13 protein-coding genes and 1 pseudogene are annotated in these 13,382 nt (G+C 66.6%); 6 read left to right on the top strand and 8 right to left on the bottom strand.

The window, feature by feature from the left end:
- The 3 genes and pseudogenes from A9975_RS36500 (at window position 1) to A9975_RS36495 (ending at window position 2,195) form a co-directional block, all read left to right on the top strand.
- A complete protein-coding gene (locus A9975_RS36500) occupies window positions 1–1,392 on the top strand; it encodes a dihydrolipoyl dehydrogenase (protein ID WP_183037004.1) in 1,392 nt (463 codons plus the stop codon).
- Window positions 1,386–1,481, top strand: a pseudogene (locus A9975_RS38435) (mechanosensitive ion channel family protein); the annotation flags it as partial. The gene A9975_RS36500 and the pseudogene A9975_RS38435, both read left to right, overlap by 7 nt.
- A gap of 417 nt (window positions 1,482–1,898) precedes the next feature.
- Window positions 1,899–2,195: a YciI family protein gene (locus tag A9975_RS36495; protein ID WP_183036981.1), complete on the top strand. Its 297-nt coding sequence runs from the start codon at window positions 1,899–1,901 to the stop codon at window positions 2,193–2,195.
- A 34-nt stretch (window positions 2,196–2,229) separates the two neighbouring features.
- Here the strand turns inward: A9975_RS36495 and A9975_RS36490 are convergent, their stop codons facing one another.
- From A9975_RS36490 to arsN2, 5 genes are all read right to left on the bottom strand, one after another.
- Window positions 2,230–2,763, bottom strand: a complete 534-nt coding sequence (locus tag A9975_RS36490; RefSeq protein ID WP_183036980.1) for a hypothetical protein — start codon at window positions 2,761–2,763, stop codon at window positions 2,230–2,232.
- Between the two features lie 161 nt (window positions 2,764–2,924).
- A complete protein-coding gene (locus A9975_RS36485) occupies window positions 2,925–3,722 on the bottom strand; it encodes a fumarylacetoacetate hydrolase family protein (protein ID WP_183036979.1) in 798 nt (265 codons plus the stop codon).
- A 79-nt stretch (window positions 3,723–3,801) separates the two neighbouring features.
- Entirely contained in the window at window positions 3,802–4,245 is a 444-nt protein-coding gene (locus A9975_RS36480; RefSeq protein WP_150985014.1) for a BLUF domain-containing protein, read from the bottom strand.
- A gap of 45 nt (window positions 4,246–4,290) precedes the next feature.
- Window positions 4,291–5,016 carry a GTP cyclohydrolase I gene (gene folE, locus A9975_RS36475; protein WP_183036978.1) on the bottom strand — a complete coding sequence of 242 codons (726 nt, stop codon included), beginning with the start codon at window positions 5,014–5,016 and terminating at the stop codon, window positions 4,291–4,293.
- Between the two features lie 283 nt (window positions 5,017–5,299).
- On the bottom strand, window positions 5,300–5,728 hold the full coding sequence (gene arsN2, locus A9975_RS36470) for an arsenic resistance N-acetyltransferase ArsN2 (RefSeq protein ID WP_183036977.1): 429 nt from the start codon (window positions 5,726–5,728) through the stop codon (window positions 5,300–5,302).
- A 321-nt stretch (window positions 5,729–6,049) separates the two neighbouring features.
- Between arsN2 and A9975_RS36465 the strand changes: the two genes are divergently transcribed.
- Together A9975_RS36465 and A9975_RS36460 are read left to right on the top strand one after the other, a co-directional pair.
- Window positions 6,050–7,858: an ATP-binding protein gene (locus tag A9975_RS36465; protein WP_183036976.1), complete on the top strand. Its 1,809-nt coding sequence runs from the start codon at window positions 6,050–6,052 to the stop codon at window positions 7,856–7,858.
- A 354-nt stretch (window positions 7,859–8,212) separates the two neighbouring features.
- On the top strand, window positions 8,213–8,521 hold the full coding sequence (locus A9975_RS36460; RefSeq protein WP_150985017.1) for a nicotinamide mononucleotide transporter: 309 nt from the start codon (window positions 8,213–8,215) through the stop codon (window positions 8,519–8,521).
- A 12-nt stretch (window positions 8,522–8,533) separates the two neighbouring features.
- Here A9975_RS36460 and A9975_RS36455 read toward each other — a convergent pair whose 3' ends face one another.
- The 3 genes from A9975_RS36455 to A9975_RS36445 are packed head-to-tail and all read right to left on the bottom strand — an operon-like array spanning window position 8,534 to window position 12,893.
- A complete protein-coding gene (locus tag A9975_RS36455) occupies window positions 8,534–9,793 on the bottom strand; it encodes an arsenic transporter (protein WP_183036975.1) in 1,260 nt (419 codons plus the stop codon).
- A 28-nt stretch (window positions 9,794–9,821) separates the two neighbouring features.
- Entirely contained in the window at window positions 9,822–11,927 is a 2,106-nt protein-coding gene (locus tag A9975_RS36450; RefSeq protein ID WP_183036974.1) for a penicillin-binding protein 1A, read from the bottom strand.
- A gap of 9 nt (window positions 11,928–11,936) precedes the next feature.
- A complete protein-coding gene (locus tag A9975_RS36445) occupies window positions 11,937–12,893 on the bottom strand; it encodes an alpha/beta hydrolase (RefSeq protein ID WP_183036973.1) in 957 nt (318 codons plus the stop codon).
- Window positions 12,894–13,112: 219 nt separating this feature from the next.
- Between A9975_RS36445 and A9975_RS36440 the strand changes: the two genes are divergently transcribed.
- The gene (locus tag A9975_RS36440; protein ID WP_183036972.1) at window positions 13,113–13,376 is read left to right on the top strand and encodes a hypothetical protein; all 264 of its coding nucleotides are present in this window, start codon (window positions 13,113–13,115) and stop codon (window positions 13,374–13,376) included.
- The last annotated feature ends 6 nt before the right edge of the window (window positions 13,377–13,382 follow it).

Below are 13,382 nucleotides of genomic sequence, written 5' to 3'. Positions count from 1 at the left end.
GTGCAAACCATCCAGACCGATGTCGCCGTGATCGGCGCCGGTACGGCGGGCCTGGCCGCATATCGCGCGGCCCGCGCTGCCGGCAAGCGCGCCGTCATCATCGAAGGCGGCCCCCATGGCACCACCTGCGCCCGCGTGGGCTGCATGCCCTCCAAGCTGCTGATCGCCGCGGCCGAGGCCGCGCATGAACTGCGCCACACGGCTGCCTTCGGCGTGCATGTGGATGGCGAGATCCGCATCGACGGGCGCGAAGTCATGGCGCGCGTCAAGCGCGAGCGCGACCGCTTTGTCGGCTTCGTGGTGCGCGGCGTGGACGGCATTCCCGCCGAGGACAAGGTGAGCGGCTATGCCCGCTTCATCGACAACACCGTGCTGCAGGTTGGCGAGCACACCACCGTGCGTGCCAGCCGTGTGGTGATCGCCACCGGCTCCAGCCCCGTGATCCCGCCGCCGTTCAAGGTGTTCGGCGATCGCCTGGTGGTCAACGACGACGTCTTCGCCTGGGACGACCTGCCGCGCCGCGTCGCCGTGTTCGGCCCCGGCGTGATCGGGCTGGAACTTGGCCAGGCGCTGTCCCGCCTGGGCGTGCAGGTGCGCGTGTTCGGCCTGCGCGGCGGCGTGGGCCCGCTGACCGATCCGGCCATCAAGGCCAATGCGGTGGCTAGCTACCGCGAGGAGTTCTACCTCGACCCGGATGCCAGGCTTGCCGAGATGCACCGCGACGGCGACGAGGCGGTGATCAGCTTTACCGATCTCTCGGGCAACACCGTGACGGAGCGCTTTGACTACGTGCTCGCCGCCACCGGCCGCCAGCCCAATGTGCGCGGCCTCGGGCTTGAGCACACCGGCCTGGATTTGGATTGGCGCGGCCTGCCGGTATTCGATCCGGCCACCCTGCAATGCGGCACGGCGCCGATCTTCATCGCCGGCGACGCCAACGACGTCCTGCCGCTGCTGCACGAAGCTGCCGACGAAGGCAAGGCAGCCGGCGAGAACGCGGCGGCCTATCCCGAGGTGCGCCCGTTGTCGCGCCGCGCCCCGATCGGCGTGGTCTTCACCGACCCGCAGATCGCCATGGTGGGCCAGCGCCATGCCGACCTCGAGCCCGACAGCTTTGTCACCGGCGAGGTGAGCTTCGAGGACCAGGGCCGCAGCCGCGTCATGCTCAAGAACCGTGGGCTGATGCACGTCTATGCCGACAAGGCTAGCGGGCGCTTTCTCGGTGCGGAATGGACCGGCCCGCGCGCCGAGAATATCGCGCACTTGCTGGCCTGGGCTTACCAGCAAGCGCTCACCATCGAGCAGATGCTGGCCATGCCGTACTACCACCCCGTGGTGGAAGAAGGCCTGCGCACCGCGCTGCGCGATGCGGCCGCAAAGCTGGCTGGCTGAGCTCGATCATCACGGCCGCCCTGAACGTGGTGCTGGTGATCGGCATCCTTGACAACTTCGGCATCCAGACCACCCGCTTCGTTGGCCTATCGCCCCATTGACGACGCTGTGATTCCGTTGTAGGCGGCGCGGATGGCGGACTCCTCTGCCTGGCCGGCTTGCAGTTGCCCGTTTTGTGGGCAGTCCGATGGGGTCCGCGTGCTAGAGCCATTTGCGGAGCTTGTTGACAGTGTTATCCACATAAAGTGTGGATAACACTGTCGGGCGGCAGCAGGGGGAATGTGAGGTCCGGCGGGTTTGTCAAGCCCCGGGGCCAGGTTTTTGCTGGCGGCGGTGGGCGCAACGGCGGCCGGTGCGCAGGTCCTGCCGGCTTGTGCTGCCAGCGCGGAATCGGCGAAACTCGTCGCCGGGAGTGATGGGCATGGCACTGGCTGCCGCCATGCCCATGCCGCGATACCCCATGCCCTATTCCCTATTCCAACCCGCCATCACCCGAGGACAACACCATGCCATTCCTGATCGAAACCTGGGACAAGCCACAGCACCAGCAAGTGCGGCAAGCGGCCCGAGCGGGGCACCTGGCGTTCCTGGCCGCCCAGAAGGCCCTGCTGCTGGCTTGCGGGGCCAAGCTCAACGATGACGGCAGCGATGCCGGCGGCGGCTTCTATATCGTCGATCTCGACACCCGCGACGCGGCGCAGCAATTCATCGATGCCGACCCGTTCACACAGGCCGGCCTGTTTGCCGAGGTGCGCATCACGCGCTGGCGCAAGGCCTATCTGGGTGGTGAATGCTACCTGTAGCCAGCGGGGGCGATGTGTCTGTGCCGGGGCGCGTTCAGCCGCCCCGTGTCATCCCCGGCGCATCCGGCCCACGCCGTTCCAGGTTGGCGTAGGCATCCGCTGCGATCACGCCGAACATGATGTGGGCGAACAGGCTTTCCCACCCGCGCGCTTCGTCGAACCAGTTGAAGTACCGGCCCATCACGTAGAAGTTCACCAGGTAGACCAGCACCCCGAACACCGCGCCCACCAGCGTGGCCATGCCGATGCTGGAGTCAAAGCGGAACGACGCAATGAGCATGGCCAGGATCGTCGCCAGCACGATCGACAGGCCAAAGTGCACGATGCCCGCGGCCAGCACGATGGTCCAGCTGAACGTGTCGGCGGAGGCCAGCGCCTGCCGGCCGAGCATGAGGGCAGCCACCATCTTTACCGTGCCCCACGCCCCCTGGTACAGCACAAAGCGCGCCGTCAGCAGCTCCAGTACGACGTACAGCGTGCCCGCGATCAGCCCCGCAATCGCAGCGGCGCGCCAGTCCGGCGTGCGGCGGGCGAAATGGTGCGGCTGCATATGCAAATGGAGTTCCATGAACGGCTCCTTCTCACCAGCGGCCTGAAAGCCAGGCCCTTGTGATAGTTCTAGCCTATCCGCTGGAAATGCCAAGGCCGCGAGTGCGCGCCAAGCGCCTCGGGCGCCGGCCTGGGTGACGAGAAAGAAGCGCGAGGACTTGGGCCGCGAGGGCCCCGGTTTCAGCCCGCGGCTTGCGGCGCGAGCTTTACCACCAGTTCGCCGCCGCCATAGGTGGCCTGGATCGTATGCGCGCCGGCCGGCACGTCGAACGGGCGCGTCAGCGTGCCGGTGGTCACCACGGTGCCTTTGCGCAAGGTGACGCCGCGCTCGGCGGCATGCGCCAGCAGTGATTGCAGGGCTTCCAGCGGGTAGACTGCATCGTCGCCGGCAAGCGGTTGCGCGCACGCCACGCCGTCAAGCGCCACGCTGGCGCTTGCGCGCACGTCTTCCATGCTGTCGGCGTCGATCTTCGCGCCCAGCACCAGCGCGTGGAAGCCCACGTTATCGCCGGCAAAAGCCGGCATGCCCACTGCAACGCGGTCTTCATAGCGCGATAGCACCACCTCGACGGCAACTTGCGCGCTGTCGATCAGGTCGGCCAGCGCTGCCGGCGCGAGTTCGGCCTGCTGCGGCGCGACGTCGCGCGCCAGCCGCACGGCAATCTCGAACTCGATGGTCACGACCGCACCCGTGGGGACCGGCACGGTGTCGCCCGAGGCATAACAGCGCGATGCTCCCACCTGGCCCACCAGCGGGCGCGCCAGCTTTGCGCGCCGCATGGCGTTGGCACTGCCGACACCCAGCTTCCATCCCACCACCGGATCGCCGAGCGCGGCGATGAAACGATCCTGCACGTCATAACCGCTGCCGAGCGTTGCCGGCTTGGCATCGGCGGGCAGGTCAGCGAATTGCACGCCGCGCCGGCAGGCGTCGGTCAGCAGCATCGCCGCGGGGCCGGGGTTGAAGGGTACGCTCACGAATTCTCCTGGGTGATCGGTGATGGATGATGGGTTGTTCACTAGCGGGGCCGCTGGCCGGGCCGCGACACGAAAGCGTTCAGAAGCGATGCCGCTCCGAGGTGCGCCCCACGATCGACGCCCCCGCGATCAGTTCCTTGAGCAGCGCTTGCGAGGCGTGGCCGCTGGTGCGGTAGGGATCGAGCTCGCCGTGGGCGGAATACTTCAGGATGGTGGCCATATTGACCTTGCCGGTGTTGACCAGGCCCATTGCCCAGCCGGCGAACTCGCGCTCGAGGATTTCCTCGTAGTGCAGCAGCACCACGTCCTCGTGGCGCGCGTCCCGGCCGATTAGCTGGTACAGGCGCGAGACTTCCGTGCGGCCGCCTTCGAGCGCCTGCATGAAGATGCCGTTGCCGTAGCACAGCACGCCGGTGATGCCGTGCTTCGGGTTATTCGCCACGCTGGTAGCGACGATGGCGTCTACCAGCGCGGGATCGGCCGGCTGGCATGCGCGGCTGGCGTAGAGCAGGCGTACGAGCATGTTATCTCCACTGGGTTTGCGGGCGAGCAGGTGAATCGCGCTGGCTTAGTCGCGCGTCCGGTTCAGCAGGGTCAGGAACTCGCGGCGCAGGCTGTCATCCTTGAGGAACGAGCCGCGCATCACGCTGTTGGTCATCTTTGCATCGGTGTCGCGCACGCCGCGCCAGTGCATGCAGAAATGCTCGGCTTCCATGACGATGGCCAGCCCGTCCGGGCTCATCTTTTCCTGCAGCAGGTCGGCCACCTGGGTCACGGCTTCCTCCTGGATCTGCGGGCGGCACATGATCCATTCGGCCAGGCGCGCATACTTGGACAAGCCGATCAGGTTGGAATGCTGGTTGGGCATCACACCCACCCACAGCTTGCCGATGATCGGGCACAGATGATGCGAGCAGGCGCTGCGCACGCGCAGCGGGCCCACGATCATCAACTCGTTGATGCGCTCCGCGTTGGGGAATTCGGTCACATTGGGCTGGTTGACGTAGCGGCCAGCGAAGATCTCCTTCAGGTACATCTTGGCCACGCGGCGCGCGGTCTCGCGGGTGTTGTGATCGTGGTCGATATCGATCACCAGGCTGCGCAGCACCTCTTCCATGCGCGACTGCACTTCATCGAGCAACTCGTCCAGTTCGCCGGGCTCGACATACGCGGAGATATTGTCGTTGGCGTGGAAGCGCTCGCGTGCCGCCTGCAAACGCGACCGTATGCGGGTCGACACACTATCCAAGGCCTCGTCGAGGCCGGGATCAGGTGCTTGGTGGTCGGATTCCATATCGTGCGGTTCGTGGCTGTCGTTGAAGGATCGTTGAATGGGGGGGCGAGCAGGCGGGCATGGTATGCCGATCCACCTCGGGCCCGGAAGGCCTCTGGTCGCATCCGGTCGCATCCGGTCACCCTTGATCGCCTCTTTGCGCCTACTTTACAACAATATCCTGCGCCGGCACCGGCTAGCCTTGGGTGCATGGCACGCAACAGCGCGGGGGATAGGAAGAGGGGCCGGCCAGATCGCGATGTGGCTGGGCCGCATCGCGGGCGCAGGCCCTTGGCAGGGATGGCTACAGCGCGGCTTGCATCAAGGTGGCGGACGGCGGGCAGGCTTCCCGGCTCAGCGCGGTATTGAGCAGTTCCGCAGGCATGCAGGCGCGTTCCACGCGCTCAAAGCCCAGCCGGGCAAAATAGTCGACTGCAGTGGTGGTCTGCAGCACCACGGACTGCACGCCGCGCGTGCGGGCCTCGGCCAGCATCGCAGCCACCAGTAATTCGCCAAGGCCTGCCGAGCGCGCGCGCTCGGCCACGGCGACCGAGCGCAGCACGGCCACTTGCCCATAGTTCTCCACGCCGGCGCAACCGAGCAGGCCAGCGTTGTCGCGTACCACAAGGAAATTACCGATTTGCTCGGCTACGCCGTCAACCGGCAAGCCGCAAGCCTGGAGCAGATCCTGTACTTCCTTACTGTCTTTTTCGTTTGCATAGTGCGGGCGCATATTGCCCTCCTGCCCTTCGGGCTGTTATTCGTATCTTAAGTTCTGACTGGCTTTACGGTGCCTAGGGATAGTTCTTAAGTAGATTCGCGTACTGGGCAGCCGGCATCTTCGATTCCGTCCTGAAAAGCCACCCCCGGGGTCTGTGGATGCGGGTTTTCACTGGTGCGCTATCGCCTTGAATGTGCGATAGCGATCGTCGCGCGCCCACCGTGCTTGCGGTTGCGCGATGCCCCGTACGATCGGATGCGGAAATCCGCTACCATGCCTTGCAGGCAACCGGTCCTGCGTTCCAAGGGCAAAACAAGGCAAAAGCGACACTCCATGGCTGCGGCACCTGCTTCCCCATCCGCTTCGCTGCTGCGGGCACGCAGCGCGGGCATCCTGAAGACCGATGAGCTTGGCCAGCGCGCCGGCCGTTCTCCCGACCATGGGGCGGAATGCGTGGCCTTGCGGCGCCTGGCAAGGGCGCTGGTGTCGTCTGACCTGGCGCTACTGCAATCCCTGGCCGATTCGGCGCTGAAGCTCTGCGGCGCCGGCAGCGCCGGCATCAGCCTGCCCGAGACCGCCGGCGATGGTACGCAGACGTTGCACTGGACCGCCACGGCCGGCCTGTGCAATGACCTGGTCGGGCATGCCGTGCCTTACGACGATAGCCCGTCGGGCATTGCGCTGGAACTTGGCGGCCCGCAACTGCTGGCCTACCCGCAACGGCATTTCAGCTGCCTGCCGCCGCTCTCACCCGAGGTGGTCGAGGAACTTGTCGTCCCGATCCCCGGCGATGGCGAGCCCTGGGGCACCATCTGGGTCCTGACGCATGATCACGGGCGCGTGTTTGACGAAGAGGATGCCCGCCTGCTGGAGAGCCTGGCCAGCTTTGCCGGCGCGGTGCTCAGCATGTCGCGCAGCAAGGATGCCGCGATCGCCGAAGCCGCGCAGGCCAGGGCCGCGCGCGAAGCGTTGCAATTGTCGGACAAACGCAAGGACGAATTCCTCGCCATGCTTGGGCATGAGTTGCGCAACCCGATCGCTGCCATCGACAGCGCGATCAAGGTCAGCAAGCGGCTCGCGCAGGTGCAGCAGGCTGGCGCCGGCATGCTGGATATCGCCGAGCGGCAGATGCGCCAGCTCAAGCGCCTCACCGACGACCTGCTCGATGCCTCGCGCATCAAGCAAGGCAAGGTACCGATCGTGCGCACCCACGGCAATATGCAGGACATCGTGGCCGATGCGCTTTCCTCCGTAGCATCGGATATCGAATGGCACGGCAATGTGCTGACCACGGACCTGCCCGAGACACCCGTCATGGTGTACGCGGATACGGCACGGCTGACACAGGTGGTCACCAACCTGTTGTCCAATGCGATCAAGTACACGCCGCGCGGCGGCGCCATGGAGCTGTCGGTCCGGGTGGAGCCATCGCCCCGCGGCGAGGCGCCGGCAGAGCACAACGCCGGCAACGCTGGCGGCGCGCCGGCGCCGGAGATCGATCCCGATCGCATGGGCACCCTGGTGATCACCGTCAAGGACGATGGCATCGGCATCGATCCGGCGTTCCTGCCCAATGTGCTGGATATGTTCAGCCAGTACGCAAGCGAATCGCAAGGCGGCCTTGGCGTGGGCCTGGCCATCGTCAAGCGCATGGTGGAGCTGCACAACGGCACGGTGACGGTGCACAGCGATGGCAAGGGCTTGGGCACGACGGTGCAGGCGCGCCTGCCCGTGGTCTGCGCCCATGCGGGGGCGCCCGGCGCCCGGCAGGCGGGCACGCTTGCGGCGATGCGCATCCTGCTGGTGGACGACAACACCGAAGCCCTGCGGGCGCTAGGCATGTTGCTGGAGATGGACGGGCACGAGGTCAAGCTTGCCGTCAGTGGCGAAGACGCGCTGGAAATCGCACAAGGGTTCACGCCCGACGTGGCGCTGATCGATATCGGCCTGCCAGGTATCGACGGCTTCCAGCTGGCGCAACATCTGCGCGAGCTACCCGCCTTCGCGCGCACCCGCCTGGTGGCCCTGAGCGGCTATGCCTCGGAAGCCGACAAGGCCCGGGGCGCGGCAGCCGGCTTTGATTCCCACCTGACCAAGCCACTGGCGCTGGAAGCCCTGGCGGAGGTCCTGTCCCGGCAGTAGCAGGCAGCCACGGCGCGGGATGCAAGGCCTCCCTGCATCCCGCCGCTCTGCCTGTAGGACATCACCCCACCCGAATCAGAATCCCCCCTACGGCAGTGTCGTGCCAGCCACACCATACTGGAGAGACACCAACCCTATTGCCGTCGAATGCTTGCCTTCCTGCTGCTCACCCTCGCCGGCCTCGGGGTCATCGTGATCGTCATCTGCCTGACCAAGTAAGCCAAGCGCATCATCAGCGCCAACTATCCCCGCAAACCTCTTGCTCCGCCCGATCTGTCACGCTAAGCTTTGCCCTGCATTGTATGCAAAACGTGAACACAAAATAAATCTGAACCCAATCAGGAGACAAGCGCGATGGATCTGGCGCAACAGTACATTCCCAATCTGCTCAATGGCCTGGAGTGGTCCGGTTGCGCGCTGGCGATGAGCGGCTCATTGCTGGTGGCCTTGCACAACAAGGCGTCGCGCTGGGGCTGGATCGCCTACCTGTGCTCCAACATCGTATGGAGCGTGTTCGCCCTGGTGACCGGCACCTACGGCCTGTTCGTGCAGCAACTGGGCTTTACCGCGACCAGCATCTACGGCCTGTACCGCCATACGCAATTTCACCGGCAGCAAGAGAGTGGGCAAGGTGCGGGGCAGCCCACGCCTGATCCGGCCTGAGGCCGGCTGCGCTTAAAGCAGCAGCGTGGCCAGGGCCGGCACCAAGGCCAGCGGCATCACCAGCGCGCCAATGCGCAGGAACTGCAGCGCGCCGACGTGCTGGCCCTCGCGCCGTAGCGCGGTCAGCCATAGCAGGGTTGCCAGCGAGCCGGTCACCGACAGGTTGGGCCCGAGGTCGATGCCGATCAGCACCGCGTCGGTGACCTGCGTGGAGGCATGGCTGGCCGCCAGCGCCGAAGACGCGAACAGCCCGGCCGGCAGGTTGTTGACCACGTTGGACACCAGCGCCACCGTGCCGCCGGTTACCCAGACGCCGGCCGTGGGCGACTGTTGTGACAGTGCCTGCACGAAGTGGGCGAGCTTGCCGATCAGGCCGGTCTGCTCCAGGCCCGCCACCAGCACGAACAGCCCCGCCACCAGCGGCAGCACGCCCCAGGAAATCTCGCGCAGCGCCGGCAGGCACAAGCCGGGCCGGCAGGCGCAGACCAGCAGCAGCGTCGCCACGCCGGCCAGGCAGGTCGGCCAGCCCAGGTCCGCGCCCAGCAGCGAGGCCGTCAGCAGCACCAGGCCCATGACCACGATGCCGGCGGCGGTCAGCTTGGCCTCCAGCGACAGCGGCGGCACCGCCACGTCGGTCGCGATGCGCTCGCGCAGCGCGTCGCGCTGGGTCCAGTAGAGCGCGGCGAAGGTGGCCACGATGGCCACCAGCGACGGCAGCGTGAAGCGCGCCAGCCAGCCCATCAGCGACGGCATGTGCTCGCCGAAGATGACCAGGTTGGCGGGGTTCGAGATCGGCAGCACGAAGCTGGCGGCGTTGGCGATGAACGCGCAGCTGTACAGGTAGGGCAGCGGATGCTTGACCTTGGCGGCGCGGGTGGCGGCCAGCACCGCCGGCGTGAGCACCACGGCGGTGGCATCGTTGGACATGAACACGGTGACCAGGGTGCCGAAGCCATAGACCAGCAGGAACAGCCGCCGTGCCGATCCGCCGGCCTGGCGCACCGCCACGGCCGCTACATGGTCGAACAGCCCGGTCTTGCGCGCCAGCTCCGACACCAGCATCATGCCGCCGAGAAAAAGGTAGACGTCATAGCCGCGCGCCACGGCGGCCATGGCATCGGGCACGGCAAGCAGGCCGGTGACGCATAGCAGCAGCGCGCCAGCTACCGCCCAGAAGGCTTCCGGCAGCCGGAACGGCCGTGTGATGACGCCAACGGTGGTGGCGGCTGCCACTGCCCAGATCAAGGGGCCGCTGTACTGGGAGAATGGCATCGGAGCCTTGCGGGGGGCGGTTGGTGGTTCAGGTTGTGGGCTGCGATGCGCGGGGCGGCACGCCGGCCGGAGCAGGGCTCAACGCCCTGACGGATTCGGCGCCGCCGGTGGTGCCGTTGGCGCTTGTTGCACTGGTTGCACTGGTTGCGGGGGTAGTGCCGCTACCGCCGCCAGTGTCGGTCAGTGCCGTCGCCGCCCCCGGATCGGTGTCCGCCGGCGCGGACGGGAAGCCCAGCGCGGCAATGCCGTGGCTGCCGTCGGCGTATTCCGGGTAGACCCAGTCGTCGCCGTTGCGCACGAGGTTCTTGGGCGCAACGAATTCCGCCTCGGGCTGGCCCGCCAGGCGGCCTTCCATGTAACTGGCCCAGATCGGCAAGGCCGTGGTGGCGCCGAACTCGTGCCGGCCCAGGCTGCGGTTATCGTCGAACCCCATCCACGCCACCGTGACGATGCCAGACGCGTAGCCGGCAAACCAGCCATCGACCGAATCGTTGGTGGTGCCGGTCTTGCCTGCCACATCCGCGCGCCGCAGGTAGCGTTGCAGGCCTGCGCCGGTGCCGCTGGTCACCACGCTGCGCAGCAGGCTGTTCATCACATAGGCATTGCGCTCGGGAATCACGCGGTGCGGCTGGGGTTCGCTGTCGGCGGTAAACAGCACGTTGCCCGCGCCGTCGCTGATGCGCTCGATCAGGTAGGGCTCGGTGCGGTAGCCTTCGCTGGCGAAGACGCCATAGGCGGCGGCCAGCCGCAGCGGCGTGGTGGTGCCGGTGCCCAGGGCCATCGGCAGGTAGCGCGGCAGGCGCTGCTCGGAGAAGCCGAACTTGCCCGCATAGTCAACCGCATAGGGAATGCCGATCGTCTGCAAGGTCCGGATGGCAGGCAGGTTGCGCGACTCCGCCAGCGCCTGGCGCACGCTCACGGCGCCCAGGAAGCGGCCATCGTCGTTGCCCGGCTGCCAGCGCGACGAGGCATCCAGCGGCGCATCGTTGATCAGCGTGGTGGCCGACACGCCGCGCTCGAGCGCGGCGGAATAGATGAATGGCTTGAACGTCGAGCCCGGCTGGCGCAGCGCCTGAGTGGCATGGTTGAAGCGGCTGGTGGCAAAGTCCGCGCCGCCGATCATGGCTTCGATGGCCCCCGATCTGCTGTCCAGCGAGACCAGCGCGGCCTGCGGCGCTGCTTGCTGGCCATGGCGCTTGCCGTACTGGTCCAGGCCCGCGTGCACGGCCTCATAGGCCAGGCTTTGCCGCACCGACGATACCGTGGTGTAGACATTGAGGCCGCGGGTATAGGCGGCCTCGCCAAAGCGGTCGTAGGCGAGCTGGCGGGCCAGCTCCGCCACGTACTCGGCGTGACCGTCAAAGCGGCCGTTATGCGAGCCGGCCACCTTTAGCGTTTCCGCGCGGGCCGCCTGGTATTGCTGGTGCGAGATCATGCCGAGCGCCTGCATGCGCCCCAGCACATATTGCTGGCGCAGTTTGGCGCGCGGGAAATTGACCACGGGATTCATGGTCGACGGCGCCTTGGGCAGGCCGGCCAGCATCGCGGTTTCCGCCAGCGACAGCGCCTCCAGCGGCTTGCCGAAGTACGCCTGCGCCGCGCTGCCAAAGCCATAGGCATGCTCGCCCAGGTAGACCTGGTTCATGTACAGCTCGAGGATGCGGTCTTTCGGCAGGGAGCGGTCGATCTTCCAGGCCAGCAGGATTTCATACCATTTGCGCGAGAGCGTTTTCTCGCGCGACAGGTAGAAGTTGCGCGCTACCTGCATGGTGATGGTGGAGGCGCCCTGGGCGTAGCCCTCGCCGATATTGGCGAGCGCGGCGCGGAAAATCCCGGGGACATCCACGCCGGCGTGCTGGTAGAACTGATCGTCTTCCGCCGCCAGCAGCGCGTTGGACATCTGCTTGGGCATGCGCTCCAGCGGGACGAATTCGCGGTGCTCGTTGCCGAACTCGCCAATCAGCACGTTGTCGCTGGTAAAGATCCGCAGCGGCAGATCGGGGCGGTAGTCCCGCAGCGCATCGACGGCGGGGAGTTGACGAAGGCTCACCACGGCGGCGAACCCAACTAGCAGGGTGGAGGCTGCAGCCAGCGCCAGAGTGACGCTTACTGCCTTTACAACGACTCTTTTCATGCGCGCATTCTACCTTGGGGCGAAGATCGGGAAGCCGGGCATGCTATCCGGGGCGTTCGCCGCTGCCGGTTCCCCGCCATCGGCCCGGGGCACTTCCGGCGCAACCGGCCGGGTGCCGGGGCGGCCCACCTGCTGGGCGAACTCCGCCAGCGCGCGCCAGGTCTCGGGCTGCTCGATGATGGTGAAATGGTTGGTGCCCGGCATCATCTGCTGCGCTACGTGGCCGGGCCAGGCCGCGATCAGGCGCTCCGAGCATTCGTGGGGCACCACCTCGTCGACCTCGGCCAGCAGCACCTTGGTGCTCTGCACCACCTTCTTGCAGTGGGAGATCGAGTCGAAGTGATGGCGCATCAGTTGCCGCAGCGGCACCAGCGGGAAGCGCTTGCGCACGATCTCCAGCAAGGAGTCGTAAGGCGTGATCAGCTGCAGGCTCTCGAAATCCTGCAGGTCCGCCAGCTGGATCGCTACGCCGGTGCCAAGGCTGCGGCCGACCACATGCACGCGCGTGCCGGGGAATCTGCGGCGCAGGTGCAGCAGGAACTGACTAGCGTCCGCCACGGCGGCTGCTTCGGAGGGCCGGCCGTCCGAGTGGCCCAGGCCGCGGTAGTCCATGGTGGCAAAGCCCACGCCCGGCGGCAGCCAGGCCAGGTATTGCATGGTGTCCAGCACATCCTCGCCGCGCCCGGGCAGGTAGAACAGCAGGTCGCGCGCGGTTTGTGCGTTGCGCACGGTTTCCCCGGTTGCCGCGTCCTGGACGCCTTGGGCGCCGTAGACATAGCCGCGCAGGAAACCGCCGGGCACTTCGTGTGAGTAAGCGGAAATGCCCTCGGGCAGGTCCCGCGGCGGGCGGCGGCGAGCGTCGAACAGCAGCCTGTCCTGGTTCAGCGTGAGGTAGGTCCAGTAGCAGGTGAAGCCGCCTGCGGTCAGCAGGACGGCGGCGAGGGCCTTGCGTGAATGGGGTGGCATGGGTTCGGAGGGTTTGTTCTGCCTGGCTTTACAGCGCAATGCGTAGGGGTGTTTCCTGGTGTTTCCTGGCGTTCCCGGCGTTTCCCCGCGTCTGCGGGATCATTTTCCGAGGGGGCACGGCATTCGACCGGGCAACCCGTGCGCAAGTTCTTGTCCGATTCTTGTACGATACGCCTCACATCAACGGCGGCCGGTGCGGCCGCGCACGGAGCCAAGGGCATGACCGAACAAAACGACCAGAAAGACCAGCAAAACGACGTAAATAACCGCGCGGAAGAAGCCCAGGCGATGGAGCGCGTCGTCAACGCCACCCGCCAGGTGCAGGTGGCCTTTACCGCGCTGCAGGGGCAGTTTGCGCCGCAGGGCAGCGGCAAGCCGTCAAAGATGGCGCTGCAGACCTTCGATGCGTCGCTGCAGGCGCTGGAAGATGCGCAAGCGGCATTTGACGACGTGCTGAACGACCTGCTCGACGGCAAGCGTTGATTCCGG

The sequence above is a fragment of the Cupriavidus sp. UME77 genome (assembly GCF_014170355.1).
Lineage (GTDB): Bacteria > Pseudomonadota > Gammaproteobacteria > Burkholderiales > Burkholderiaceae > Cupriavidus > Cupriavidus basilensis.
This window is presented reverse-complemented; position numbering and strand designations above follow the sequence as displayed.